Here is a 24,415-nt window from a genome sequence, read left to right on the forward strand (position 1 = left end):
CCGAAGGAACCCTGGAGACCCCGGCCCGAGCGCCGGAACTTCGGCATGCCCACACGCCAGCCGCACCCGGAAACCATCAGCACCCTGAATCAGACGACCCGATCATGCTCTTGGTGAAAGACGGAGGTTAAGGCTTCTTGAAGAACACCTGAGCCTCACGGCGCGCCTAGGCGGCTAACCTGGAACGTCGTCAGGGCGGAGAGCTGAGGATGCACAAGAATTCGGCCTCGTCTCTGCCGAAAGACTCGACGCCAGCGCGGTCGCGGTATCGGATGCGGAATCGCATGGTGTCGATGCCGAGGAGGAGCGGTCGCCGCGGCTGTGGCCCGCCCAAGTTCGCGGTGTATACGGCTGTCGGGGACCACGATATGTGTGGCCCCCGGCCGGCTGCGGTCGCGAGGTCGACGAGGCTGGCGCGTCCGTCGGCGGCGAGGGCCGCCAGCAACTTCGCGTCGTGCTGCTGAAGGTCCGGCGATCGGTTGACGACCATGCCCGATTCGGTGAAAAGGCTGCCGGTCGAGCCGAGCTGTACCTCCTGCTCTGGTGTCAGTACACCGGTCAGCGCGGCCCAGTAGCGGCTTCGCCCGCCGAGGAACTTGCGGAGCATCACGGATGCGTAGATGTCGAGCACTGCTGCCGCGCGGGGGAGCCTGCGGCCGAGCAGATCCTCGCGTTCCTGCGGCGATCGGGACCGGACCGCGCAGGTGATCTCGGCGCCGGGCAGGCTCAGAGGAAGGAGCGCTCCATGCGCAAGTGGTTGGCGCTGATTGCGGTGTGTCAGGGCACGTTCATGCTGCTGGTGGACGTCAGCATCGTGAACGTGGCCCTGCCGGCCATGCGCGGCGCGCTGGACCTGTCGCCGACCGGCGTGCAGTGGGTGGTCAACGCCTACGCGCTCGGCTTCGCGGGCCTGTTGCTGTTCGGCGGACGCGCCGCCGACCTGTTCGGCGCCAAGCCGGTGTTCCTGACCGGGCTGGTCGGCTTCACCGCCGCCAGCCTGGCCGGCGGCATGGCCGACACCGGCGCCCTGCTGATCGCGGCCCGCTCGGTGCAGGGCCTGGCCGGCGCGGTGCTGGCCCCGGCGACGATGACGCTGATCATGACCACCTTCACCGACCCGCGCGAGCGGACCAAGGCGCTCGGCGCCTGGAGCGCCACGATGGCGGCCGGCGGCGCGATGGGCGCGGTCGTCGGCGGCATGCTCACGCAGTGGGTGAGCTGGCGCTGGGTGCTGTTCGTCAACGTGCCGATCGGCGTGGTGCTGCTCCTGGCGGCGGTGCCGCTGATCGCCAGGACCCGGGGCCGCGGCGCCACGCTGCGCACCCTGGACCTGCCCGGCGCGATCACCGTCACCCTCGGTCTGACCGGCATCGTGTACGGGGTCGTCACCACCGACACCCACACCTGGGGCTCCTCGGCGGTGCTGGTCCCGATCGTGGCCGGTGCGGTGCTGCTGGCGCTGTTCGTCCTGCTGGAGGCGCGCAGCAAGCACGCCCTGGTGCCGCTGCGGGTGTTCCGGAACCAGTCGCTGGCCGTGGCCGACCTGGCCGCGCTGCTGATCGGCGCGGGCATGTTCGCGATGTGGTTCTACGTCAGCCTCTACCTCCAGCAGGTGCTCGGCTTCGACGCTTTGCAGGCCGGGTTCGCGTTCGTGCCGGGCTCGGCGATGATCGTGCTGGGCACCGTGCTGGCGACCCGCATCCTGCCCAGGATCGGCCCGCGGCCGCTGCTGCTGGTCGGTCCGCTGGTCGCGGCGGTCGGCCTGGCCTGGCTGGCGCGCTTCCCGGCCGACGGCTCTTACACCGCCGACGTCCTGGGCCCGCTGATGCTGCTCACCTTCGGCATGGGCCTGGCCATGACGCCGCTGGCGGTCGCCGGCACCGCCGGGATGCCCCGGCACGAGGCGGGCCTGGCCTCCGGCCTGATCAACACCTCACGCCAGGTCGGCGGCGCCATCGGACTCGCGGCGCTGTCCACGATCTCCGCGCACATCGCCGCCACCCACGGCGGCGGCCCCAAGGTCGCGATGGCCGCCGGCTTCAGCGGCGCGATGATCGGCGCGGCGATCGCGCTGGCCGCCGCCGGGATCGTGGCGGCGCTGCTGCCGGGCCGGGCGAGCGAGCCGGCGCAGGGGTAAGGCAGTAGGGCTAGACAGCAGCACACTAGGTTGAGGGGACAAGGCTGCCGGGCAGCAACCAGTACCCGACAGCCAAGCCGACCAGCCCGGCCGGGTCAAGCCCGACCGGGCCGGGCGCTCAACCGCCGCGCACCGGCGTCGACCCGGCCGCCATCGCGCCCGATCCCCGATCGATGAACCGGGTCGCCAGCACCACCGAGCGCGGAGCCGCGTTGTCGCCGTCGATCCGGCCGAAGAGGAGCTGAGCGGCGGTGCGGCCGAGGGCCGCAGGGTCCTGACTCACTACCGAAATCGGCGGATCCAGTTTGTCCGCCAGCACGAAGTCGTCGAAGCCGACCAAACCGAAGCGGCGGCAGGCCCCGGCTTCCACCGCGCCGAGGGTGATCAGGTCGTTGCCGCTGAAGAACGCGGTCGGCGGGTTGGGACCGGCCATCATCTCGCCGATTGCGGCGGCGGCCTGGCGATGGCCGCGCAGGCCGTGGCGGATCAGAACGGGATCGACTTCCAGGCCGGCCTCCGTGATCGCTTCGGTGTAGCCGACGAAGCGTTCGTTCTGCGTCCAGATCTCCTGACGGTCGCCAAGGTAGGCGATGCGGGTGTGGCCGCGGTCCAGCAGGTGCCCGATGGCGGTCGCGGTGCCGGCCCGGTTGTCGACGGCGATGCAGTCCACGTCCAGGCCGGTGGCCGGGCGGTCGACGCAGACCACCTTCACCCCCCGCGCCATCTGCGCGCGGAAGAAGGCCCGGTTCCCGCCGGTGGGGACCAGGACCAGACCGTCGACTTGGCGGGCGCTGAAGGCCGAGACCACGTCGCGTTCCCGGCGGGGGTCATCGTTGGTACTTCCTACCAGAACCAGGAAGCCGCGGCGGTACGCTTCGTCCTCCACCGAGCGTGCAAGTGCGGAAAAGAAGGGGTTGGCCAGGTCGTCGACGACCAAGCCGATGGTGCGTGAGTCCTGGGCCTTGCGCCGAAGGTTGCGGGCGATGTCGTTGCGCTGATATCCCAGTCCCCTGATTGCTTCTTCGACCCGAGCCGCGGTCTGCGGGGCCACGCCTGCCTCGCCGGCCACCACCCGCGAGACCGTCATCAGCGACACGCCCGCGGCCTTGGCCACGTCCTTCATCGTGGGCCTGGCTGCCATCCCATATCTCCTAGTTCAACTAGTTAACGTTACCATCCATGCCTCGGTGATGTGCGCCGCCGACAGGCTTTGTCAGGGGTCGGAGAGTTCCGGCCTTCTGTGAACGTTCACAATCCGCGTCAATCCTCGAATACGCCAACACCTCGAGAGAAGAGACACCGTGACCGATCCATCCCACTCCAGGCGCAGGAAACTACGCCTCAGCTCCCTGATATCCAGCGGTGCCCTGGTGGCCGCGGCCACCCTGGGCACCACCGGGCTGTCAGCGGGCGCCGCACACGCCGGCTCGCACCCCGCCTTCGTCGCCGATCCGGCCTCGACGGTCAGCACACTGCTGATGACCTCCGCCGGCGGCAACGACTTCCCGGGTGCGGACACGCCGTTCGGCATGGTTCAGTGGAGCCCGGACTCGGCGACCGACCGCGCCCCCGGCGGCGGCTACGACTACACCGACACCCAGACCCGGGGCTTCTCGCTGACCCACATGTCCGGCCCCGGCTGCAACGCCATGGGCGACCTGCCGGTGCTGCCGCTGACCGGCGCCCTGCCCTCCGGCAACCCGGAGACGGTCTACGAGCCCCTCGACCACAGCAGCGAGGTCGGCCAGGCCGGCTACTACACGGTGAAGACCGGCACCACCCCGGTGCAGACCGAGCTGACCACCACCGCGCACACCGGTATGGCCCGCTTCACCTTCCCGGCCACCAACCAGGCCGACCTGCTGATGAAGCTGCTGGACAGCGAGAACGGCACCACCGGCTCCAGCGTGCAGCTGGTCGGGAACAACGAAGTGGTCGGCACCGTGGACTCCGGCGGGTTCTGCACCCAGCCCGGCCCCTACACGCTGCACTTCGACATGGTCTTCGACCAGCCCTTCACCGCGGCCTCGCAGATCGTCACCGAGTCCGGCCAGCCCGGCCCGAACTCGGTGTTCCTGCAGTTCGACGCGAGCGCCCACCAGGTGGTGCAGGCCAAGGTCGGGATCTCCTTCGTCAGCGCCGCGAACGCCTCGGCGAACCTGGCGGCCGAGAACCCGGGCTTCGACTTCGACGCCACCCACGCCGCTGCGCACAACGCGTGGAACGCCCTGCTGGGCAAGGTCCAGATAGCCGGCGGCACGACCGCGCAACAGCAGTTGTTCTACTCCACGCTCTACCACGTGATGCTGCACCCGAACACGGTGACCGACGTCAACGGCCAGTACATGGGCTTCGACAACGCCGTGCACACCGCGCCACCGGGCCACGCGCAGTACGACCAGTTCTCGGGCTGGGACGTCTACAAGGGGCAGACCCAACTCGAGGCGATGCTCGACCCGTCAGTCGCCTCGGACCACGCGCAGTCCCTGGTCAACGACTACACCCAGGGCGGGCTCTTCCCACAGTGGGGCTTCATGAACTCCTACAACTGGACCATGGACGGCGACCCGGCCGTCGCCGCGATCGCCAACTACTACGCCTTCGGCGGCACGGACTTCGACACCTCGACCGCGTTGTCGGACATGGTCACCGAGGCCTCGACGACCAACCACGTGCGCCCCGGCAACGCGCTGGAGGACACCTACGGCTACCTGCCGTCCGACCTCTACACCAGCGCGCTGGGCTGCTGCCACGTCCGGGACTCGGCCTCCAGCCTGATCGAGTACGACAACGCCGACTTCGCGCTGTCCCGGTTCGCCAAGTCCATGGGCGACCGGTCCGACGCCACCAAGTTCACCGCCCAGGCCAACAACTGGAAGAACATCTTCAACCCGGCCGACAACCTGCTCAACCCCAGGGAGAGCAACGGGACCTTCGACCCCATCACCCCCGACACCACGACCGGCTTCACCGAGGCCACGGCCGCGCAGAACCGCTTCGACGTCGGCTTCGACCAGCCGGCGCTGGCCGCCCTCTACGGCGGGAACAGCGTGATCAACGCCGACCTGGACTACTACTTCCCGACCGCCGCCAACGCCAAGCCCGACCAGGCGAGCCTGTCCAATGAGGTGGACCTGGGCACGCCCTGGTTCTACGACTGGACCGGCGAGCCCTCGCACACCCAGTCGGTGGTGAACCGGATCGAGAACCTGCTGTATCAGGACTCTCCCGGCGGCTTCCCGAACAACGACGACCTGGGCGCGGAGTCCGCGCAGTACGTCTGGGGCGCGCTGGGCATGTACCCGGTGACCCCCGGCAGCGCGGACCTGGCGTTCAACAGCCCGCTGTTCACGCAGATCGCCATCCACCTGGACTCCGGCAAGACCATCGCCATCAACGCCCCGGCCGCCTCGGCGAGCAACTACTACGTGCAGTCGCTCACCGTCAACGGCACGGCCAGCACCCACACCTGGCTGCCGGCCGCGACCTGGAAGTCCGGCGTCACGCTGAACTTCACCCTGGGCTCCACGCCGTCGAACTGGGGCACCGGGGCCGGCGACGCGCCGCCGTCGTACGACACCAGCACCGTGCCCGGCACCGGCCCGCTCACGTCGGGCATCGCCGGCAAGTGCGCGGAGGACAGCGACTTCGGCACCACCGACGGGACCAAGATTCAGCTCAGCACCTGCGATGGCTCGTTCGCGCAGAAGTTCACCCCGAACTCCGACGGCGGTCTGGAGATCATGGGCGGCTGCCTGGACGTCGCCCAGGGTGGCACCGCGGACGGGACGCTGGTGCAGCGGAACGCCTGCAGCCGAACGGGATCGCAGGTATGGCTGCCGCTGCCCGACGGGGAGTTGCTGAACCTGCCGTCCGGCAAGTGTCTGGACGATCCGAACGGCACCACGACGGACGGGACGCAGTTGCAGATCTCCACGTGCGGCAACGCGCCGAGGCAGATGTGGACGTTGCCGTCATGATGTCGCCGTCATGATGTTGGCGGTGTGATCGCGATCAGGGGCAAGGCACAGCAGTTCGGAGGCGCTGAGCTTGGGCGGACGACCGAAGCGCTTAACACCTCCATACTCGTTGTCGATCTTCACGTGCAGTGCGGTGATGAGGGTCTCTATGTCTGACGTCACAACCAGAGCATGGAGGCCCTCACCTCGTTTTCGGGCCCCGACTTCGGAACAACTCATCCAGTAGGACAGGGAACCCGACCCGGTGCAGCGCGGCGCGGTTCGGACTCGGAGACGAGTCCGGGCCGCGCCGTCATTCGACCCGTCTTTTCGACCCGTCTTCTCGGTCCGGATCAACCTGCCAGCAGCCGCTGTAAAGCCGGCGCCAACAAATCCACCAACTTCTCAGGACTCAGCGAAGCGATCGGCTCCACGGCGATCACATACCGCGCCATCGTCAGCCCGACGATCTGCGCCACCGCCATCTCCACCCGCACCTCGGCGTCCGGACCGCCGATCCGCGCGGCCAGCGGCGCGATCAGCCGGGGCCTGGCGAACCCGCGCAGCAGCGCCGCCATCTCCTCGTTCGAGGCGACCGTCCGCACCACCGCCAGCAGCCGCTCGCGGGCCTGCGGCTCCTCCCACACCTCGACCACGCCACGGGCCAGCCGCTCGCCGACGCCCGCCGGATCACCGGCCACCAGCTCCAGCAGCGTAGCCGGGTCCACCGGGAACTCCAGCGCGGCCAGGAACACCCGATCCTTCGACCCGAAGTAGTGGTGCACCAGCGCCGAATCCACCCCGGCCGCCCGCGCGATGCCCCGCACGGTCGCCTTCTCATAGCCCCGCGAGGCGAACTCGGCGCGCGCCGCGTCCAGGATCTCGCCGCGGGTGTCGGCCGAACCGGGCCGGCGGCCCGGGCGCTTGGCGGGGGCGGTCATGATTCACACCCTAGCCGCCGGTCGGTGGTGTGCCGGGCCGGAGCGGGCCGTGCCGGGTCAGAGCGTGTCCCACCACCGGACGTCGGGCAGTTCCGGGGTATCAGGGCTGTGGAAGAAGAACGGCAGGTCGAAGTGCCGGGCCAGCGCCGTACCGAGCTCCGTGGCCTCCTGCGCCTCGGGCCACGGCGGCACCTGGCCGTTGAACAGCCTGAGATCGCCGCCGTGCCGGATCTGGGCCAGGCCCGCCTCGGTGCGCGGGGCGCACGTCACGGCCAGCAGGAGCGTCATCCAGCCCCTCGAGTCGCCGTCCCAGAGGGCTTCGATCGCGTCCGGGCGGCGCGGCAGCGCCTCGACGGCCGCGATCAGCGTCGGCAGGTCGCGGGGCGGTTCTGGCTTGTGGCGGATCCGGTCGGCCAGCTCGACCTGTCGCCGATAGACCAGGTCCTGGCAGTCGTTCAGCCCGATCCGCGGTTCGCGGCCGTTTTCCCACAGCTCGCGAACGGCGCCGAACCACTCGTCGGCGATGACCAGCTCATCGACCCGCGCGCGGACGTCCGCGGGCACCTCGTTCCACTCGATCCCGGCCACGGCCTCAGACCGTAGCGCCGAATGACCCAGGACGTAGCGCCAAATGACGCAGCCCGTAGCGCTGAAAGAACCTGCCCGTAGCGCTACACCACCCCGGACAGCACATCATGAAGCAGCGCCCGGAACGCCCGCCCGTCCCGCATCAGCGTCTCGCTCACCACCAACCCGCCGTCCGGGCCCAGCCAGAACACCCGGCCGGCCACCGGCAGCACCTTGATGGCGAACTCGAAGTCGTTGGCCCGGCGGCCCAGCTCGCCCTCCAGCTGCTTGACCGCCGCCCCCGGCTCCTTCGACATGGACAGGGCCCGGCCGGAGGACCCGCCCCGGCCGATCGGGCGGTGCGCCGACGTCCAGTGCGAGGCCTCCCGGTAGCCGGCCGCGACCAGCCCGCGCAGCTCCGGGGAGCGGTCCAGCAGCTCGAAGCCGGGCGGGGTGAGCATCCGCAGCGCGAACCACTCCTCCAGGCGTCCCTCCCACAGTCCCAGCCACAGGCCGGTCCACTGCGCGGCGGCGTGCGGATCGGCGAGCGCGGCCAGTTCCGGGACCACCGGGACCGCCGGCTCCAGCGGCGGGATCGCCGGGTCGAGGTCCGGCGTCATCCCGGCGGCGTCCCGCAACCACAGGACGAGCGCCATGACTTGGCTGTCGTCCATCACGATCCGCCAGCTGCCGCCCCCAGCACGTTGCATCCCATCAGCATCGCCGACCGGGCAGCGCAGGGGAATCTCTTTCGCGGCATCTGTACCTGCATTAGTGCCGCTAAAGCAGGGACTTGATACCCGCGGCCAGCCTGTCGTACTCCGCCGGGGCGTTGTAGATGTTCGCGCTGACCCGCAGCAGCGTCCGGCCGTTCCACTTCGGCACCGCCACCTCGACGCCGAGCCGGTCGGAGATCTCGGCCTGGAGGTCGCGCGGGTCGTCGAAGGCCACCGGCAACGGCACCACGCGCATCGGCACCCCCGGGTCGCCCGGCAGCCTCGCCGGGTCCACGTCCAGCGCCGAGGCCAGCGCCGCCTGGCCGTACTCGGCGAGCTTCACGTTGTGCTCCCGCACCCGCTGCGGACCCAGCGCGCGCAGGAACGCGATCCCGTTCGGCGCGGCCAGCCGGGGCGTGGGGTCGCTGGTGCCGATCTCTTGCAGGTGCGAGGGGAATCCGTCGTCCTGTCCCCAGGACACGATCGGGTTCCGCAGCGTCGACCGCCACTTGGGCGCCGCCCAGAACGCCGCCGCCGACCGGGGCGCGTAGCCCCACTTGTGCAGGTTCCCGCCCCAGTAGTCCGGGCTCAGCGCGGCCAGGTCGATCGGCAGCATGCCGGGGGCGTGCGCGGCGTCGACGATGACGATCACGCCGCGCTCCTGCAACGCCGGGACCAGTTCCTCGATCGGGAACAGGCGCGCGGTGGAGGAGGTGACGTGGTCGATCAGCGCGACCTTGGTGCGCGGCGTGACCGCGGCCAGCACCGCCTCGGTGATCCCGGCGGCGTCCGCCTCCAACGGGATCCGCGCGGTCACCACGCTCGCCCCGACCTCCCGGGCGCGCCGCTCGGCCGCCCAGGTCGCGGTCAGGTAGCCGTGGTCGGTGACCAGGAGCTCCTCGCCGGCGGCCAGCGGCACCGAGTCGACCGCGATCGTCGTGGCCGCAGTGACGTTGGTGACCAGGGCGACCAGGTCGCCGGCCGGGGCACCCAGGAACTCCGCGACCGCCCGGCTCGCGGTGGCCAGGCCCGGAGCCAGTTCCCGCCGGAAGAAGCGCGTGGCGTTGGCGTCCACCCGGGCCCGCCACTGTTGTTGGGCGGCCACGACGGTGCGCGGCGGATTGCCGAAGCCGCCGTGGTTCAGATAGGCGTGCCCGGGCTGGAGCGTGTCGAACAGGGCACGGATCTCGGTCCAGTCGTCGCCCCACAGGGGGTTCTCTAAGGTGTCCACGCCCGCCGAGACTAATCGGCCGGGACCGGCGGACCCAAGGGCCATTTCCGCGCTGTTGGCCCTGGCGGAATCGGCGCCGGGTGTCGTCGGGCCCTGGGTGTCGTCGAGCCCTGCTACGGTTCCGACACCATCGGGCTATCCAGGGGGTGACATCGTGTCGGACCAAGGCCGTAACACTTATCTCGACGATGTTCTGGCCAATCAGGAGCGGCTGGAGTCGGACCTGCGTTCCAGGGGATTCGCGGGGTCGAACTCCGGATCCAACGCGGGATCCAATTCGGGATCCTCGGGATCCGACGCGGGCGGGGGCGGCTCCGGGCGGATGGCTGCCGCCGCCCCGGCGGCGCCGGCACCTTCGATGCCGCCCCCGGCGCCGGCTCCGTCGGTCGCCAGGAGCGCGGTCGGCGGGTCTGCCGCTCCGAGCCGGGGCCGCACCGGACGGTTGGAACGTTTCGCCGCCGACACCGATGCCAGCCGAGGCTTCCAGCCGCCCGGCGCGGCCCCGGCCAACGGCGTCGAGGTCCGCATCACCGGCGTCGGACGCTGGAAGACCGTGCTGGTGCCGCCGAACGCCTTCGTCGTCCACACCCGGCGCGGCGAGAGCAGGCCCCGGCACATCGGCCTCGGAATGTCGTTCCGGTACCGGCCGGCGACCGACTCGTTCCTGGTGGTGCCGGGCGCGATGCAGACCATCCTGATGAACGCGTTCTGCATCTGTAGCGAGCTCCAGGGCATTCTCGTGCAAGCGATCGTGCAATGGGCGATCGAGGACTTCGGCACGGCTTACCGCAAACTGGACTTCTCCGATCCGGAGGACCCGATGCGGCTGGTGAACCTGCAACTCCGGGAGCAGGCCGAGGCGGCGATCAAGGACAAGGTCGCCACGATGAGCGTGCACGAGGTGCTGTCCGACCGGCAGCCGATCATCGAGGAGCTGACGGCGCGGCTGCGCGCCGTCGCCGAGGGCTCCGGCGAGGCGGAGGCCGGGCTGGGGCTGCGGATCGTCACCGTCCAGATCAAGGAGGCGGTCGTCAGCTCCAAGACGCTGTGGGAGAACCTGCAAAAGCCGTTCCGTTCCGAGCAGGGGCGCCTGGCGGCGTTGGCGGAACTGGCCGCCGAGAGCGTGGTCACCGACAGCCGGATGGGCGAGGCCCGCAAGCAGGAGACGCGCCGGCTGTCCGACGAACGCGGGCTGTCCGAACTGCGGGCCCAGAACGCGGCGCGCGACTTCGACCGCGAAGCCGGCGAGCAGGCGCGGCGCGACGAGCAGTCGCAGGGCAACGCCCGCAAGGCCGCCGAGGAAGCCCACCGCACCCGGCTCGCAGCCCTGGCGCTGGAGCGCGAGCGGCACGAGCAGGAGAGCGCGATGGCGCGCCTTCGGCTGGCCGAGGAGCAGGAACTCAGCCGGCTGCGGTTGGAGGCCGAACTGGCCGCGGTCCGGGCCCGGCATGCCGCAGACCACGATCGGCAGCTGCTGGAGCTGGAACGCGAGCGGGTGCGCGCCGAGATCGCCAACGCGCGGTCCGCCGCGGCCTTGCAGTCCGAGCTGATCGGGCGGCTGCCGGAGATCGTGGAGAACCTGCCGACGCCCTCGGAGTACAAGGCGGTGACGGTCGGGGGCGCGGACGCCGGCTCGCTGGCCGGGATCGTCGCTCAGGTCTCGGCGGTGCTGAGCGCTTTGAAGGTGGGGGAGGAACGCTGAGTGGGCTGAGCGCTGAGGCGCTGAATCCCTGAAGAGCCCACCCGCGGCGGCTCGTGGGCCGGATCTGCGGCCTTCGTCGCGGCGGCCGGGCCGGCCTCGCTCGCGTGGCAGCTCGTCCTGGCCGCGATCGGGGCGCTGTTCGGCCGGTCGGTGGGGGCCGGCGCGACCCGCATGATCGGGGTCGCCGCCTCGGTGCTCATTATCGCCCTGGGCATCGGTGTTCTGGTCAACGGTTTCGCCTCGCTCGCCCAGCCCTGATCGCATAACCCTGATCGCGCGACGGCGAAATTGCCTACAAGCCCGGGCCAGGGGTCTGTCATCATCGAGGACACCGCCGTGGAACCGGCCGACCCGCCCCACGGATTGTCGGCCCCGGTCCATAGGCTTTGCCTTGAGAACACATCAAATTCACGACATGCCCAGTGCATGGGGGGACCATCATGGCCACGAAACTCAGCCAGATCATCGCGATCGAGAAAGGCGTCAAGAGCAAGTCCTACGCCGAACTCACGCAGGCGCACCACGACGTCCAGAAGCAGCCGCTGCTCACCGGGCTGAGCCGCAGCTACCAGCCGAAGGACGAGGACGGCGAGCAGCTGCCGCCGGAGTCGACCCGGGTGCAGGTCAAGGCCGAGGACGTGCTGCGCCAGATCGGCACCGGGCTGACCCGGCTGTTCGATGTCACGGCCACCAAGGACTGGGCGAACTGCGTGGCCCGCGCCGACGTCGTGGTCGAGGGCCGTACGCTGCTGCGCGACGTGCCGGTGTCCTACCTGCTGTTCCTGGAGAAGCAGCTCGCCGACCTGCACACCTTCGTCAAGAAGCTGCCGGTGCTGGACGCCGCCGAGTCCTGGACCGCCGACCCCTCCACGGACTGGTACCGGACCGAGCCCGTGCGCACGCTGCGCACCAAGAAGGTGCCGCGCAACCACGTCAAGGCCGAGGCCACGGAGAAGCACCCGGCGCAGGTCGAGGTCTACTACGAGGACATCGCCATCGGCTACTGGACCCAGACCAAGTTCTCCGGCGCGCTGCCCGCGCAGCGGGTCAACGAACTGGTGGAGCGGGTGGACAAGCTCAGCCAGGCGGTGAAGTTCGCCCGCGAGGAGGCGAACACCTTCGAGGTGAGCGACCAGCGGGTCGGCGAGGCGGTATTCGGTTACCTGTTCGCCTGAGAGGTTCGCTAGGATCGGCGGCGAGCGACCAAGCTTAATGTGACGCCTGATATTGACGAACACTGTGACAAGTGGGGGTTCGAATCCCTCTCTCCGCATCCCGTGCGGAGGTAGCCCAATTGGTAGAGGCAGCGGTGAGCAGCTTCAGACTCTCGCTCTAAGTTCAGTCCTCGCCGTCCATCGCCGGATCGACCGGAAGCGGGTCATACACCGAGGGTGCGGGTTCGAGCCCCGTTCCCCGCTCTTCATGCGGGGATAGCTCAATAGGAAGAGCGCGGTGCCTCAGGCTTACCTGCTTTCTTAAACGCCATCGGCGTGCGCACTATGACGGCACCACACCTCAACAGTGTGGAGAGGCCCAGGGCCGGGCAAAGCCCTGGGCCTCGCCCTTGTTCCGCCAGGGGCTGCGCAAACCGCTACCGCACGGAAAAGCGCTACCGCGTCACCGCGGACGGCAGCGGATGGTCCGCGTCCAGTCCGGGCAGGCCGTCGATGCTGGCGGCGTTGTCGTGGGTGATGCGGTCGGCCCACTGCTCGTCGTCGCGGCGGGCGGCGCGCTTGTCCAGGACCGGGCGCTCGTCGACCAGGGTCATGTAGGGCACCGCGAAGCCGCAGGAGTCGCGGATGCGCTCCACGTCGATGACGATGATCGCGCGGATGCCGATGTGGGCGGTGTTGAAGTGGCCCTTCAGCGTCTCGAACTCCGGGGTGTCCGGGCGGACCATGCGGCCGGTGCCGAACAGCCGCACGATCTTGGAGTTGCGGGTGAACGAGCAGAACATCACCGTGATCCGGCGGTTGCCCTGCTGGCGCAGGTGCGCGACGGTCTCGATGCCGCTGCCGAACAGGTCGAGGTAGGCCACCGTGTGCTCGTCCAGGACGGCGAACGTGTCCGCGTACCCCTTGGGGGAGACGTTGACGTGTCCGCCGTCCAGTGGCGCCGAGGCCACGAAGTACATGGGCTGCGCGGCGATGAACGCGCGCAGCCGGTCGTCTATGCCGTCGATTTCACTGGCCATCGCAAACCCCTCATTCGGTCTACGGGCCCGTATATTCCCGCCCTTCGGCCGCGGCGAGCTTGCGCCCGGCGTTGAGCTGGAACGGGCTTATCCCCTCAGCATCCCACGGGCCGACGCTGCCCGCTGTGAGTGCTTGCTCACTCTTGGGCGGCAGCAGCAGCTCCTTGCGGAGCACCGCGACCGGCTTGTCGGCGACCGCGAACCAGTCGGCGGCCATGAAGTCGTTGCTGCCGGTGCACAGCGCCGCGCGGCGTTGGGCGTCGCCGAAGCGGACGGCCATCCCGGGCTGCGACAGGTGGCCGCGGTCGGCCTCGAACAGGCCCGCGCCGGCGGCCAGGGCGCCGGTCTCGAAAAGGCTCACCACCATCGCCAGCAGGGAGAAGGCATGCAGGTCGTCGTTGGCGCGGGCGATGAAGGCGAAGACTTCGATCTCTGATTCGACCCGGGTGCCGTAGTCGGCCAGGATGTGGACCCAGTCGTGCTGGGCCAGCAGCGGCGGGGCCGAGCCCGGGGCGCCGGGGAAGGAGAAGCCGCGGGTTTTGTAGAAGTCGTATACGCCCCGCCCGAGCGTCTCGGCCGGCAGGTCCCCGAGCGAGGCCCAGCGCGCCGCCAGTGCCGGGTCGTCCTCGACCGGGGTCCACGGGCCGGTCAGCGCGCCGTCGCCGACGTGCAGGTGCTGGAGGTGGTGCACGTCGAAGTCGTGCAGATAACCGTTGCGGTCGAAGTCGATCGCGGCCAGCCGGCGGCCGGAGTCGGCGAAGCCGTGCAGCACGTCTTCCAGGTCGTCGTGCACTGACAGCTCCGCGGCGAACTCCGCGACCCGCCCGGCCACGTCCGGCGGCAGCGGGTTCAACACCAGCTCCACGGTGACCATCATCTGCACGACCCGCCCCCGGAACGCCAGGTTCCGCCGGTGCATGTCCTCGGCGAATTCCCTGGCGCCGTAAGGCTTCACGGCCAGCTCGGCCTGGAGCGCGAGCGGGTCGACGTCGTGGCCGGTCATCGAATGGAACATGGCCGCCACCAGGGTCTGCTGGAGCCCGGTCAGTCCGCCCTGCGGCGCGACGGCGGAGATGACGCCGCGGGCCACACACGCGACTTCGTCGGCGTCCGGCGGCTGCAACAGGACGGAAGCGTCGTCGGGGAGGGGCACTGGCATGCGGCTGCCTTCCATACGGGCGGGCTCGGGCAGCCCATTGTTTCGCGGTGCCGGCGTCTGCGGGGGATCGATCGCGAGATCGATGGCGGATCGATGGCGAGATGGATCGCGAGATGGATCGCGAGATCGTTTTCATACTTCGAAATACCTTGCGGGGCTGCTCGCGTTCTCCCTACGTTCTCGCCATTGGTCTAGACCTAGACAACCCGAACAGCAGAGGGGGCGCCGTGACGACGGCGACGTGTGACATCCGGCTGCCCGCGCCGCCGCGGCTGTGGAACCGGGACTTCCGGCTGTACTTCACCGCGCGGCTGGTGTCGCTGCTCGGGGACTCGATGCTGCCGGTCGCCCTGCTCTTCGGCGTCGTCAGCCTCGGCTACGGCACCACCGGCGTCGGCCTGGTGCTGGCCGCGCAGGTGCTGCCGTTCGCGGCGTTCGTGCTCTTCGGCGGCGTGCTCGCCGACCGGTTCACCCCGCAGCGGATGATGGTCGGCGCCGACGCCGCCCGCTTCGTGCTGCAAGCCCTCGCCGCGACCGCGTTCGCCACCGGGCACCCGGCGCTGTGGCTGCTGATGACGCTGTCGGGGCTGTCCGGCGTGGCGACCGCCGCGTTCCAGCCCGGGCTGGCCAGCGTCATCACCCAGGTGTCGGGCGACTTGCAGCGGGCCAACGCGGTCACCCGCGTCGCCGAGGCCATGGCCACGCTCGGCGGGCCGGCCGTCGCCGGCCTGCTGATCGCCGTGTCCGGGGTGCCGGTGGTGCTGGCCGCGGACTCCGCGACGTTCGCGGTCAGCGGCGTGTGCCTGCTGATGCTGCGGCTGGCGCCGGTGGCCAGGGCCGTGACCCAGGAGTCCACGTGGCGCAATCTGGTCGAGGGCTGGCACGAGTTCCGCAACCGGACGTGGATGTGGTCGGTGATCCTGGCGTGGATCGTGCTGGGCATCGCCGTGTGGGGCCCGATCCGGCCGCTGGCCACGATCCTGGTGACCGACCGGCACGGCGCTTCGGGGCTGGGACTGATGTGGACGGCCTTCGGCGCGGGCGGCGTGGTCGGCGGGCTGGCCGGGGTGCGGTTCCGGCCCCGGCATCCGTTGCGGGTCGGCGCCTCCGTGCTGGTGGCGTGGTCGGTGTGGCCGCTGACGCTGGCCGCCGGGCTGCCGTTGGCCCAGGTCTGCGGCGGCGCGGCCGTCGGCGGGGCGACCATCGCCTTCTGGGGCGTGATGTGGTCGACCAGCGTGCAGACGCACATCCCGGCCGCCGTCCTGAACCGCATCTCCGCCTACGAGCTCGCCGGCTCGCTCATAGCCTTCCCGATCGGACAGTCGCTGGCCGGTCCGGTCAGCGACGCGGTCGGGACCGGGCCGGCGCTGTATACGTCCGCCGCGGTTTTGGTGACCGTGCTGCTCGGGATGCTGTGCGTGCCCGCGGTGCGGCAGCTGGGGGCGCGCCCGGCGGGAAATGACAGCGTCGCTGAGCCGGTGGCGCGGTAACGTCCGGCCATGGCTCAAGTTCAGGGCACGTATACGAATGAGTTCGCCGCGGTCGCCGACGCGCTGTCCGAGCTGCTCGACGCGGACGACATCGGCGCCTCGGCGGCGGTGTTCGTGAACGGCGAACCGGTGGTCGACGTCTGGGGCGGTCATGTCGACGCCGAGCGCACCGTCGCCTGGGAACGCGACACGATCGTCAACGTCATGTCCACGACCAAACCGATGACGGCGTTGTGCGCGTTGATCCTCGCCGATCGCGGTGAGCTCGACCTTTCCGCCCCTGTCTCGACCTACTGGCCCGAGTTCGCCGCCGCCGGCAAGGAGAACGTCCTGGTCCGGCATCTGCTCTCGCACACCGCCGGCCTCGCCGACTGGCCGGGCAAGCTCGTCGCCGAGGACCTCTACGACTGGGCCGCGGTCACCGAACGGCTGGCCGCCACGCCGACGCAGTGGGAACCGGGGACGGCGGCCGGATACCACTCCATGACCTTCGGATTCCTCGTCGGCGAGGTCGTCCGCCGCGTCACCGGACGCAGCCTCGGCCGCTTCTTCGCCGAGGAGGTCGCCGGGCCGCTCGGCGCTGACTTCCACATCGGGCTCGATGCTCAGGACGACCCCCGCGTCGCGCGGCTGTACCCGCCGCCGTCGCACAGCGACGACTTCTCCTCCGGCGGCCCCGACTCCGATGCGGCAGGCGGGATCCGCGTCAAGGACGCGAACACCGAGGGCTGGCGGCGGGCCGAGATCCCGGCGGCCAACGGCTTCGGCAACGCCCGCGGGATCGCCCTGGCCCAGTCGGTCCTGAGCAACGGTGGAGTGGCCGGGGGAGTGCGGCTGCTCTCGAAGGAAGGATGCGAGCCGGCCTGGCATGTGGAGTACGCGGGGGAGGACCGGGTGATGGGGCAGCCGGCGACCTACGGCATGGGATTCGGCGTCTTCGGCAACACCTTCGGCTGGGGCGGCTGGGGCGGGTCGTTGGTGATGAACGACCACTCGACCGGGATGACGGTCGCCTATGCCATGAACCAGATGCTCGATCCGCGTGAGCGGGAGGACATCCGGGGTTTGAACGTCGTGGCCGCTGCTTACGAAGCGCTTCGCTGACGGCCGTCGGTTCACGCCGAGCCGTCGGTTCACGCCGAGCCGTCGGTTCAGGCCGAGTCGCCAGCCGACGCCGAGCCCTCAGCCGACGCCGAGCCGTCAGTTCACGTCCACGACGTCGCCGCCGGTCACCCGCACCAACTCCGCGAACGTGATCGCGAACACCGTGTGCGCGTGGCCCGCGGCGGCCCACACCTCCGGCGAGGTGTTCACCGGAGTCCGGCACAATACGCGGCATGGAGATACTTGATCGTGTCGTGGAACCGACCGAGATCGTCGCCGGTCGCTACCAGCTGCGTCCGCCCTCGCTGCGCGACGTCCCCGACATGATGGAGATGTCCCGCGACCCGGATATCGCGCTGTGGAACGGCCTGGCCTCCGGTGCCGACGAGGAGACTGCCCGGGCCTGGGCCGAGAAGTACGCGGATTGGGACGGTGGCCGCAGCGCGCTGTTCGGGGTCTACGAGGCGACCGAGGGCCGGCTGCTCGGGCTGGTGTCGCTGCACAAGATCGACCTGCACCACTCCTACGGCGAACTCGGCTACCGCACCGCGCCCTGGGCCCGTGGCAGGGGCGTCGCGAGCCTGGCGGTGGGGACGGTCAGCGACTGGGCCTTCGGCGCGCTCGGGCTGGTGCGCTTGCAGCTGATGCACGCTGTGGAGAACGTGGGGTCGTGCCGGGTCGCCGAGAAATGCGGCTTCCTGCTGGAGGGCACGACGCGCAGCTCCTACGTCTACGGCGACGGCAAGCGGCACTCCGAGCACCTGCACGGCCGGCTCGCCACCGATCCGGTGCCGGGGCGCTGAGGGGGCTGACTTCGGGGCGCTGAGCAGCTGACTTCGGACTTTCCCGGCCAGTTGTGCAGCTTGTAAAGCTAGTCCTCCCAGTCCAGCGCCGGGGGCATGACGCCTTCCCAGGCCAGCAGCCACTCCTTGGTCCGCAATCCGCCGCCGAACCCGCCCAGGCCGTCGGCGGCCAGCACCCGGTGGCACGGCACGACGATCGGCAGCGGGTTGCTCCCCATGATCCCGCCGACCGCCTGCGAGGCCGTGACCCCGGCGCCGGAGTCCTTCGCCAGGTCGCCGTAGGTCACCGTGCCGCCGAAGGGCACCTCGGCCAGCAGCTTGAGCACGGTCAGCCGCAGGCCGTTCACGCCGTACCAGTCCAGCGCGATGTCGAACCGGGTGCGGGTGCCGCCGAAGTACTCCGTCAGCTGGAGCACCGCCTCGTCGAGCTGGGCCTGCGCGATGCGGTCGGGCTTGGCGCCCTGGTCCCCGGCGGCGAAGGGCTGGTCGCGCTCGTGCTCCCGGGGGAACTGGACCAGGCGCAGGCCGCGGGCGGTGGCCCCGATGTTGAGGGTTCCGATCGGGGTGTCCAGCAACGCGGTCTGCATGATTCCATTGTGCCAAGCGGGGCCGACAACCCGCCGTGCGAACCCCCAGGAGGACGGCAATGCCCAAGGCCCCGGCGAACGGCGTCGAGCTCGAGTACGACACCTTCGGAGACCCGGCCGCCCCGCCGCTGGTGCTGATCATGGGGCTGGGGACCCAGATGACCGCGTGGCCGCTGCCGTTCTGCCAGGCCATCGCGGACGCCGGGTACCACGTCATCCGGTTCGACAACCGCGACTGCGGGCTGTCCACGATCGTGGACGCCCCGGTCCCCGGCTTCGGGGACCTGCTGGCCGGCGACACCTCCGGCGTCCCCTACCTGATGTCCGATCTCGCCTCCGACGTCGGCGGGCTGCTGGACGTGCTGGGCATCGACAGCGCGCACATCGTCGGCCTGTCGATGGGCGGCATGATCGCGCAGCAGTTCGCGATCGACCACGCGCCGCGGGTCCGCTCGCTGTGCTCGATCATGTCCACCACCGGCGCGCCCGACGTCGGCCAGCCCGCGCCCGAGGTCATCATGCTGCTGCTGAGCCCGGCGGCCGCCAACCGGGACGAGGCGGTCGACCGCGGGCAGAAGATGTTCGAGACCGTCGGCTCCCCGGCGTATCCGATGCCCACCGAGGAACTGCGGGCCCGCATCGGCGAGGCCTACGACCGCTCCTACACCCCCGAGGGCACCGGGCGGCAGATCGCCTGCATCGTCGCCTCGCCGGACCGTACCGCGGCGTTGGGCGCGGTCACCGTGCCGGCGGCGGTCATCCACGGTGACTCGGACAAGCTGGTCGACGTCAGCGGCGGGAAGGCGACCGCCGCCGCGCTCGGCGTCACGCCGCTGATCATCCCCGGGGCCGGGCACGACCTGCCCGAGGCGCTGTGGCAGACGTATGTGGACACGATTGTCGCGAACGCGCAGAAGGCCGGCTGAATCCGCACGCGGACGGGGCTGAGGATTCGGCCCACCCCGAATAAGCGGCGCATCGGCGATCTTCCGGATAGAACTACGCCATGGAACTTCTGGATCACCTCTCCGAGACCGACCGGCAGCGCGTCCTGGCCCGGCTGAACAGCAACCTGATGGTCTGGCTGACCACCGTGCGGCCGGACGGGCAGCCGGTCACCGTTCCGGTGTGGTTCCTGGCCCGGGAGGACGGCACGATCGTCGTCTACAGCCGGGCCAACAAGGCGAAGCTGGCCAATATCGCGGCCAACCCGAAGGTGAGCCTCGGGCTCGACGTCACCGACATCGGCCGCAACATCGTGCGGCTGGAGGGTGTGGCGCGGCACGACCCCAGCCTGCCGCGGGCGCACGAGCACCCCGCGTTCCTCGCCAAGTACGTGGAGCGGATGGGCGCCATGTTCGACACGCCCGAGAACTTCGGCGAGCTGTTCACGGCCGGGCTGGTGATCGAGCCGACGAAGGTCTACGTGGGCTGACCGGGCGCGGGCCGCTCCACGACGGAGTACAGCTGCTTGTGCTGCACGCCGGACTCCATCTCGGCCACCACGGCCTCGGCCGCCGCGCGATCGGCGTGGGTGGACAACAGATAGCGGTTGCCGTTGTCGTCCTGGCGCCAGACCTCGAACACCGTGCGGTTCACGATCGGCCGGCGTCCCATGCGGCGCCGGCGCGTGCCAGGCGGTCCCGGTACTCGATGCGCTCCGGCCAGTCGGCCGGGAACGCCTCGATGCCGTGCCGCGCCCCCAGGAACGCCCCGGCCAGCGCGGCGATCGAGTCCGAGTCGCCGCCGGTCGCCGCCGCCCGGCCCAGGGCGCGGACCGGCTCGTCCGGGTACATCAGGAAGCAGAGAAGCGCGGTCGCCAGCGCCTCCTCGGCGATCCAGCCCTCGCCGGTGGCCAGGCACGGGTCCGCGGCCGGATCGGGCTGCTTCGCCGCTTCCGCGAGCCGGTCCAGGACCGCCGCGCACTCGTCCCAGCCGTACTCGATGAATTCCTCGGGGGAGTCGCGGTGCGGGATGCGCCACAGGTCGTCCCCGAGCCAGTCGCCGTGGTAGACGTGGCGCTGCTCCCGGCAGCGTTCCCGCAGCGCCGGGACCAGGTCCGTCGGTGCCGTCCCGGCCAGCAGCCAGCGGGTCGCGAACGCGGTCAGGTCCGAGGCGGCGAGCGCGGTCGCGTGGCCGTGGGTCAGGGCCGCCTGGAGCTGCGACGCCCCGGCGACGGTCGGCTCCGGCAGCTGCGGGACCAGGCCGATCGGCGTGACGCGCATGTTCGCCCCGCACCCCTTCGAGCCGCGCTGCGTCGCCTGCGGCCAGGGCTGGCCGTCCGCCAGGTTGCCGCAGGCGCGCAGGCAGGTCATGCCCGGCGCGCGGTTGTTGTCCGGGGAGATCGCCCAGGCCAGGAAGTGCTTGATCACCGAGCCGGTGAAGGGCTCGATCGGCAGGGCGGCGGGCTGCTCCAGCAGCGCGTCGGCGACCGCCAGCGCCATCTGCGTGTCGTCGGTGACATAGCCGCCCCGCGACAGGTCCGACGGCCCCGCCGGGCCATACAACTGCACGATCTCCTCGAAGCGTTGGAACTCCGTGGGCTTGCCCATGCAGTCCCCGAACGCGAGCCCGAACATCGAACCGGTGGCCGACATGTGATCCCCTCCCGTTGGCCGCTGCCGCAAGTCTGCCAGCTACAGTGCCGAGCTATGACCGATTCCTTGATCATGCGCGACGCCACCGGCGCCGACCTGCCCGCGATCGTCGCCCTGCTCGCCGACGACAAGCTGGGCTCGACCCGCGAGGACGCCGCGGACCTGGCGCCCTACCAGGCGGCGTTCGCCGAGGTCCAGGCCGACCCGAACCAGCGCCTGATCGTCGCCGAGCGGGACGGCGAGACCGTCGGCACCTTCCAGCTGAGCATCATCCCGGGCGTGGCCCAGCAGGGATTGAAGCGCGCCATGATCGAGGCCGTCCGCGTCGCGGCCACCGAGCGCGGCAGCGGCCTGGGCACCCAGATGATGCGCTGGGCCATCGAGGAGGCGCGCCGGGCCGGCTGCCGCCAGGTGCAGCTGACGTCGAACGCCGAGCGGCCCGACGCGCACCGGTTCTACGAGCGGCTGGGGTTCGCGCCCACGCACGTCGGGTTCAAGTTGAAGCTGGGCTGATGCGCGTTTCGCACCCGGCGCGGCCCAAGTCCTAGTCCTAGTCCTCTTCCTCCGAGGGCTGCTGAGCCGGTGTCAGATCCACGATCGGGGTGAGCGCCAGAAGGCTGACGACCGCGACGACGAAGCCGCAGCCCAGACCGATGAACGTGCCATAGTCCACGCCCGCGGAGATGAAGGCGGAGGCATTGTCGGGCATCGGCGGAAAGTAGTAGGTGTGCCAGCGCCACGCCACCAGCACCACGGTCAGGACTCCGACGACCGAGGCCACCTTGTAGAGGTTCCTGTCTGGCAGCCCTCGCGGTGCGGCGGCAACGCGGGCCAGCGCGTAGAGGCCGAGCACCGTCAGTGCCAGCATCGGGATCCAGACGAGCGGCCCGGTGACGATCTTGTCCACGTTCCCGCTCCCCGACGACATATTCCAGCCGTTGACTGAGTCCTGCCACTTCGTGTTGTTGACGTTGTCGTACGAGATGTCGTAGTAGGCCTGCCACCAGGGCAGGAACATCGAGAAGAAGGCGAGCAGGCCGGTCACCGCGATGACCAGGTCAGGTTTCGAGATCTTGCGTTCTTCCACGGGGAACCCCCTCTGCCGCGCCAACGTGCCGTGCGGCAGAGGGTAACTACGTGTATTGAGGACCGGTCCTCAGTCGGCGAGCCCCCGGGCCCGCAGCATGGCCCGCACCTCAGGCGCGCGCCCCCGGAACTCGGCGAACGCGGCCATCAGGTCCACGCTCCCGCCACGCGAAAGCACCGCGCGCCGGAAAGCCTCGCCGCTCTCGCGGACGGACCGGCCCTGCGCCACGCCCTCCTTGAACCAGTCGACCGTGTCCTTGTCCAGGACCTCGCTCCACAAGTACGAGTAGTAGCCCGCGCAGTAGTCGTTGCCCCAGATGTGCGAGAAATAGCTGCTGCGGTAGCGGGAGGGGATCTCCGGGACCAGCAGGCCGTAGCGCTTGAGGGCGGCGGCCTCGAACTCCTTGGGGTCGCCGGGGTCGGTGCCGGCCGGCAGGGTGTGCCAGGCCCAGTCCAGCATCACCGCGCAGAGGATCTCCACGGTGGCGAAGCCCTGGCCGAACTTCTCGGCCTCGGCCATGCGCTCCAGCAGGTCGGCCGGGACCGGCTCGCCGGTGCGGTAGTGCTTGGCGTAGGTGGCCAGGACGTCCGGCCATTCCGCCCACATCTCGTTGACCTGCGAGGGGTACTCGACGAAGTCGCGCGGGGTGTTGGTGCCGGAGAAGGTCGGGTACTCCACGTCGGAGAACAGGCCGTGCAGGGTGTGGCCGAACTCGTGGAACAGGGTGCGGACCTCGTCCCAGGTCAGCAGGGTGGGCTCGCCCGCCGGGGGCTTGGCCACGTTCAGGTTGTTGACCACCACCGGGGCCTGGCCGAGCAGGCGGGACTGGTCCACGTAGTTGGTCATCCAGGCGCCGCCGCGCTTGGAGCCGCGGGCGTAGAAGTCGCCGAGGAACAGGCCGATGCCGGTGCCGTCGGCGTCGAACACCTCCCAGACCCGGACGTCCGGGTGGTAGGCGACCAGGTCCGGCCGGGCCTCGAAGGTGATGCCGTAGACCAGCTCCGCGGCGTGGAAGACGCCGTTGACCAGCACGCTGTCCAGCTCCAGATACGGCCGCAGGGCCTCGGAGTCGACGTCGTACTCGGCCAGGCGCACCTTCTCCGAGTAGTACGTCCAGTCCCAGGCCTCAAGGCTCTGCCCGGCCGGCAGATGCGCCCGCAGCGCCTCGGCCTCCTTGGCGGCGTTCGCCACGGCCGCCGGGATCAGCCGGGTCATCAGGTCCTCGACGGCCGCGGTGGTCTTGGCCGTGCGGTCCTGCACCGCGTACTCGGAGTAGGAGCCGAAGCCGAGCATCGCGGCGCGCTCGGCCCGGAGCTCGGCCATCTGCACGGCGATCGGGCCGTTGGTCTCCCAGGCCCGCTCCAGCGACGCGGTCAGCAGCCGGTGTCGGGCCTCGCGGTCGTCCAGCACGGCCAGCTGTGTCTGGTTCGAGAAGTTCTTCAGCGAGATGACGTACTTGCCGGGCAGCCCGACCGCCTCGCCGTTCTCCTTCGCCGCCGCGACCGCGTCCGCCGACATCCCGGCCAGCTGCTCGGCCGAGTCGAAGACCTGCTGTCCGGCCTTGTTCGCGGCCAGCAGGTTCCGGTCGAAGTCCGTGGACAGCGCCGCCAGCTGCTCGTTGAGCTGCTTGAAGCGGTCCTTGTCGGCCGGCGAGAGCTTCGCCCCGCCGCGCACGAAGTTCAGGTGGTGCTTCTCCAGGAGCCGCTGCTCGACCTCGCCGAGACCCAGCTGTCCGCGCCGCTCGTGCAGGTCGTCGATCCGCGCGAACAGCGCCGCGTCCAGGTTGATCGCGTCCATGTGCGCGGCCCAGCGCGGGTTGATGTCCTGCTCCAGCGCCTGCAGGGCCTCGGAGGTGTCGGAGGAGGTCTGCGCGAAGAACACCAGCGCGACCCGGTTCAGCAGCGTGCCGGCCCGTTCCATGGCGACGATCGTGTTCTCGAACGTCGCCGGCTCCGGATTCTCGGCGATCGCCTTGATCTCGGCCAGGTGCTCGGTGAAGCCGGCGTCGAACGCCGGCGCGTAGTGCTCCAGGCGGATGTCGGCGAACGGCGGCAATTCGTAGGGCAGCGTGCTGTCGGGGAAGAACGGGTTCTCAGTCGTCACGCCTTCGACTCTAGCCGCCGATCGGTAGTGGGCGTGCA

Annotated in this window: 25 protein-coding genes and 1 pseudogene; 10 read left to right on the top strand and 16 right to left on the bottom strand. The window is 70.2% G+C overall.

The window, feature by feature from the left end:
- Positions 1 to 190: 190 nt before the first annotated feature.
- Entirely contained in the window at positions 191 to 631 is a 441-nt protein-coding gene (locus tag IZR01_RS13915; RefSeq protein ID WP_194924057.1) for a hypothetical protein, read from the bottom strand.
- A gap of 114 nt (positions 632 to 745) precedes the next feature.
- Here IZR01_RS13915 and IZR01_RS13920 point away from each other — a divergent pair, with 114 nt between their 5' ends.
- Positions 746 to 2,137 carry an MFS transporter gene (locus IZR01_RS13920; RefSeq protein WP_228559410.1) on the top strand — a complete coding sequence of 464 codons (1,392 nt, stop codon included), beginning with the start codon at positions 746 to 748 and terminating at the stop codon, positions 2,135 to 2,137.
- 118 nt (positions 2,138 to 2,255) lie between these two features.
- Here IZR01_RS13920 and IZR01_RS13925 read toward each other — a convergent pair whose 3' ends face one another.
- The gene (locus IZR01_RS13925; RefSeq protein WP_194924058.1) at positions 2,256 to 3,278 is read right to left on the bottom strand and encodes a LacI family DNA-binding transcriptional regulator; all 1,023 of its coding nucleotides are present in this window, start codon (positions 3,276 to 3,278) and stop codon (positions 2,256 to 2,258) included.
- A 160-nt stretch (positions 3,279 to 3,438) separates the two neighbouring features.
- Here IZR01_RS13925 and IZR01_RS13930 point away from each other — a divergent pair, with 160 nt between their 5' ends.
- A complete protein-coding gene (locus tag IZR01_RS13930) occupies positions 3,439 to 6,117 on the top strand; it encodes a GH92 family glycosyl hydrolase (RefSeq protein WP_194924059.1) in 2,679 nt (892 codons plus the stop codon).
- Between the two features lie 39 nt (positions 6,118 to 6,156).
- Here IZR01_RS13930 and IZR01_RS13935 read toward each other — a convergent pair.
- From IZR01_RS13935 to IZR01_RS50485, 6 genes and pseudogenes are all read right to left on the bottom strand, one after another.
- Positions 6,157 to 6,279 (bottom strand): annotated as a pseudogene (locus IZR01_RS13935) (IS982 family transposase); the annotation flags it as partial.
- 170 nt (positions 6,280 to 6,449) lie between these two features.
- The gene (locus tag IZR01_RS13940) at positions 6,450 to 7,037 is read right to left on the bottom strand and encodes a TetR/AcrR family transcriptional regulator (protein ID WP_194924060.1); all 588 of its coding nucleotides are present in this window, start codon (positions 7,035 to 7,037) and stop codon (positions 6,450 to 6,452) included.
- A gap of 57 nt (positions 7,038 to 7,094) precedes the next feature.
- Positions 7,095 to 7,625: a hypothetical protein gene (locus IZR01_RS13945; protein ID WP_194924061.1), complete on the bottom strand. Its 531-nt coding sequence runs from the start codon at positions 7,623 to 7,625 to the stop codon at positions 7,095 to 7,097.
- A gap of 83 nt (positions 7,626 to 7,708) precedes the next feature.
- Complete coding sequence (locus IZR01_RS13950) at positions 7,709 to 8,314, bottom strand: hypothetical protein (RefSeq protein WP_194924062.1); 606 nt, start codon at positions 8,312 to 8,314, stop codon at positions 7,709 to 7,711.
- A gap of 70 nt (positions 8,315 to 8,384) precedes the next feature.
- A complete protein-coding gene (locus tag IZR01_RS13955; RefSeq protein ID WP_194893431.1) occupies positions 8,385 to 9,551 on the bottom strand; it encodes an aminotransferase class V-fold PLP-dependent enzyme in 1,167 nt (388 codons plus the stop codon).
- A 201-nt stretch (positions 9,552 to 9,752) separates the two neighbouring features.
- Positions 9,753 to 9,986, bottom strand: a complete 234-nt coding sequence (locus IZR01_RS50485; protein WP_228559411.1) for a hypothetical protein — start codon at positions 9,984 to 9,986, stop codon at positions 9,753 to 9,755.
- A 7-nt stretch (positions 9,987 to 9,993) separates the two neighbouring features.
- On the opposite strand from IZR01_RS50485, the gene IZR01_RS13960 reads away from it, so the two are divergent.
- A complete protein-coding gene (locus IZR01_RS13960) occupies positions 9,994 to 11,253 on the top strand; it encodes an SPFH domain-containing protein (RefSeq protein ID WP_228559413.1) in 1,260 nt (419 codons plus the stop codon).
- Here IZR01_RS13960 and IZR01_RS13965 read toward each other — a convergent pair.
- Positions 11,205 to 11,468, bottom strand: coding sequence for a hypothetical protein (locus IZR01_RS13965; RefSeq protein ID WP_194924064.1), 264 nt, complete (start codon positions 11,466 to 11,468; stop codon positions 11,205 to 11,207). The genes IZR01_RS13960 and IZR01_RS13965 overlap by 49 nt on opposite strands.
- A 225-nt stretch (positions 11,469 to 11,693) precedes the next feature.
- Here IZR01_RS13965 and IZR01_RS13970 point away from each other — a divergent pair, with 225 nt between their 5' ends.
- Positions 11,694 to 12,428: a DUF7873 family protein gene (locus IZR01_RS13970; RefSeq protein ID WP_194893433.1), complete on the top strand. Its 735-nt coding sequence runs from the start codon at positions 11,694 to 11,696 to the stop codon at positions 12,426 to 12,428.
- 434 nt (positions 12,429 to 12,862) lie between these two features.
- Here IZR01_RS13970 and IZR01_RS13975 read toward each other — a convergent pair whose 3' ends face one another.
- Together IZR01_RS13975 and IZR01_RS13980 are read right to left on the bottom strand one after the other, a co-directional pair.
- Complete coding sequence (locus IZR01_RS13975) at positions 12,863 to 13,447, bottom strand: pyridoxamine 5'-phosphate oxidase family protein (protein WP_194924065.1); 585 nt, start codon at positions 13,445 to 13,447, stop codon at positions 12,863 to 12,865.
- A 19-nt stretch (positions 13,448 to 13,466) separates the two neighbouring features.
- The gene (locus IZR01_RS13980; protein ID WP_194924066.1) at positions 13,467 to 14,606 is read right to left on the bottom strand and encodes a hypothetical protein; all 1,140 of its coding nucleotides are present in this window, start codon (positions 14,604 to 14,606) and stop codon (positions 13,467 to 13,469) included.
- A gap of 227 nt (positions 14,607 to 14,833) precedes the next feature.
- On the opposite strand from IZR01_RS13980, the gene IZR01_RS13985 reads away from it, so the two are divergent.
- From IZR01_RS13985 to IZR01_RS14000, 3 genes are all read left to right on the top strand, one after another.
- Complete coding sequence (locus IZR01_RS13985) at positions 14,834 to 16,096, top strand: MFS transporter (protein WP_194924067.1); 1,263 nt, start codon at positions 14,834 to 14,836, stop codon at positions 16,094 to 16,096.
- A 9-nt stretch (positions 16,097 to 16,105) separates the two neighbouring features.
- Positions 16,106 to 17,200 (top strand): serine hydrolase domain-containing protein, encoded by a 1,095-nt coding sequence (locus IZR01_RS13990; RefSeq protein WP_194924068.1) that lies wholly within the window; start codon positions 16,106 to 16,108, stop codon positions 17,198 to 17,200.
- A 233-nt stretch (positions 17,201 to 17,433) separates the two neighbouring features.
- Positions 17,434 to 18,003: a GNAT family N-acetyltransferase gene (locus tag IZR01_RS14000; RefSeq protein WP_194924069.1), complete on the top strand. Its 570-nt coding sequence runs from the start codon at positions 17,434 to 17,436 to the stop codon at positions 18,001 to 18,003.
- Between the two features lie 68 nt (positions 18,004 to 18,071).
- On the opposite strand, the gene IZR01_RS14005 is transcribed toward IZR01_RS14000, so the two are convergent.
- Positions 18,072 to 18,590: a methylated-DNA--[protein]-cysteine S-methyltransferase gene (locus IZR01_RS14005; RefSeq protein WP_194893439.1), complete on the bottom strand. Its 519-nt coding sequence runs from the start codon at positions 18,588 to 18,590 to the stop codon at positions 18,072 to 18,074.
- A gap of 59 nt (positions 18,591 to 18,649) precedes the next feature.
- Here IZR01_RS14005 and IZR01_RS14010 point away from each other — a divergent pair, with 59 nt between their 5' ends.
- A complete protein-coding gene (locus IZR01_RS14010; protein WP_194893440.1) occupies positions 18,650 to 19,516 on the top strand; it encodes an alpha/beta fold hydrolase in 867 nt (288 codons plus the stop codon).
- Positions 19,517 to 19,596: 80 nt separating this feature from the next.
- Entirely contained in the window at positions 19,597 to 20,025 is a 429-nt protein-coding gene (locus IZR01_RS14015) for a pyridoxamine 5'-phosphate oxidase family protein (RefSeq protein WP_194893441.1), read from the top strand.
- Here IZR01_RS14015 and IZR01_RS14020 read toward each other — a convergent pair.
- Positions 20,013 to 20,189, bottom strand: coding sequence for a hypothetical protein (locus tag IZR01_RS14020; RefSeq protein WP_228559415.1), 177 nt, complete (start codon positions 20,187 to 20,189; stop codon positions 20,013 to 20,015). The two genes, IZR01_RS14015 and IZR01_RS14020, sit on opposite strands and share 13 nt — an antisense overlap.
- Positions 20,186 to 21,187 (bottom strand): ADP-ribosylglycohydrolase family protein, encoded by a 1,002-nt coding sequence (locus tag IZR01_RS14025; protein ID WP_194893443.1) that lies wholly within the window; start codon positions 21,185 to 21,187, stop codon positions 20,186 to 20,188. The genes IZR01_RS14020 and IZR01_RS14025 overlap by 4 nt, the downstream gene beginning before the upstream one ends.
- A gap of 54 nt (positions 21,188 to 21,241) precedes the next feature.
- Between IZR01_RS14025 and IZR01_RS14030 the strand changes: the two genes are divergently transcribed.
- Positions 21,242 to 21,700 carry a GNAT family N-acetyltransferase gene (locus IZR01_RS14030; protein WP_194893444.1) on the top strand — a complete coding sequence of 153 codons (459 nt, stop codon included), beginning with the start codon at positions 21,242 to 21,244 and terminating at the stop codon, positions 21,698 to 21,700.
- Positions 21,701 to 21,737: 37 nt separating this feature from the next.
- Here IZR01_RS14030 and IZR01_RS14035 read toward each other — a convergent pair whose 3' ends face one another.
- Both IZR01_RS14035 and IZR01_RS14040 read right to left on the bottom strand, forming a co-directional pair.
- On the bottom strand, positions 21,738 to 22,274 hold the full coding sequence (locus tag IZR01_RS14035; protein WP_194893445.1) for a hypothetical protein: 537 nt from the start codon (positions 22,272 to 22,274) through the stop codon (positions 21,738 to 21,740).
- A 69-nt stretch (positions 22,275 to 22,343) separates the two neighbouring features.
- Entirely contained in the window at positions 22,344 to 24,377 is a 2,034-nt protein-coding gene (locus IZR01_RS14040; RefSeq protein WP_194893446.1) for a M3 family metallopeptidase, read from the bottom strand.
- Positions 24,378 to 24,415: the final 38 nt, after the last annotated feature.

Source organism: Catenulispora pinisilvae (assembly GCF_015356865.1).
Lineage (GTDB): Bacteria > Actinomycetota > Actinomycetes > Streptomycetales > Catenulisporaceae > Catenulispora > Catenulispora pinisilvae.

Coding starts and splice junctions, on each gene's coding strand:
- IZR01_RS13920 (WP_228559410.1), top strand. CDS start 746: ATGCGCAAGTGGTTGGCGCTGATTGCGGTGTGTCAGGGCACGTTCATG.
- IZR01_RS13925 (WP_194924058.1), bottom strand. CDS start 3,278: ATGGCAGCCAGGCCCACGATGAAGGACGTGGCCAAGGCCGCGGGCGTG.
- IZR01_RS13940 (WP_194924060.1), bottom strand. CDS start 7,037: ATGACCGCCCCCGCCAAGCGCCCGGGCCGCCGGCCCGGTTCGGCCGAC.
- IZR01_RS13950 (WP_194924062.1), bottom strand. CDS start 8,314: ATGCAACGTGCTGGGGGCGGCAGCTGGCGGATCGTGATGGACGACAGC.
- IZR01_RS13965 (WP_194924064.1), bottom strand. CDS start 11,468: ATGCCCAGGGCGATAATGAGCACCGAGGCGGCGACCCCGATCATGCGG.
- IZR01_RS13970 (WP_194893433.1), top strand. CDS start 11,694: ATGGCCACGAAACTCAGCCAGATCATCGCGATCGAGAAAGGCGTCAAG.
- IZR01_RS13975 (WP_194924065.1), bottom strand. CDS start 13,447: ATGGCCAGTGAAATCGACGGCATAGACGACCGGCTGCGCGCGTTCATC.
- IZR01_RS13980 (WP_194924066.1), bottom strand. CDS start 14,606: ATGCCAGTGCCCCTCCCCGACGACGCTTCCGTCCTGTTGCAGCCGCCG.
- IZR01_RS13990 (WP_194924068.1), top strand. CDS start 16,106: ATGGCTCAAGTTCAGGGCACGTATACGAATGAGTTCGCCGCGGTCGCC.
- IZR01_RS14000 (WP_194924069.1), top strand. CDS start 17,434: ATGGAGATACTTGATCGTGTCGTGGAACCGACCGAGATCGTCGCCGGT.
- IZR01_RS14005 (WP_194893439.1), bottom strand. CDS start 18,590: ATGCAGACCGCGTTGCTGGACACCCCGATCGGAACCCTCAACATCGGG.
- IZR01_RS14010 (WP_194893440.1), top strand. CDS start 18,650: ATGCCCAAGGCCCCGGCGAACGGCGTCGAGCTCGAGTACGACACCTTC.
- IZR01_RS14015 (WP_194893441.1), top strand. CDS start 19,597: ATGGAACTTCTGGATCACCTCTCCGAGACCGACCGGCAGCGCGTCCTG.
- IZR01_RS14025 (WP_194893443.1), bottom strand. CDS start 21,187: ATGTCGGCCACCGGTTCGATGTTCGGGCTCGCGTTCGGGGACTGCATG.
- IZR01_RS14030 (WP_194893444.1), top strand. CDS start 21,242: ATGACCGATTCCTTGATCATGCGCGACGCCACCGGCGCCGACCTGCCC.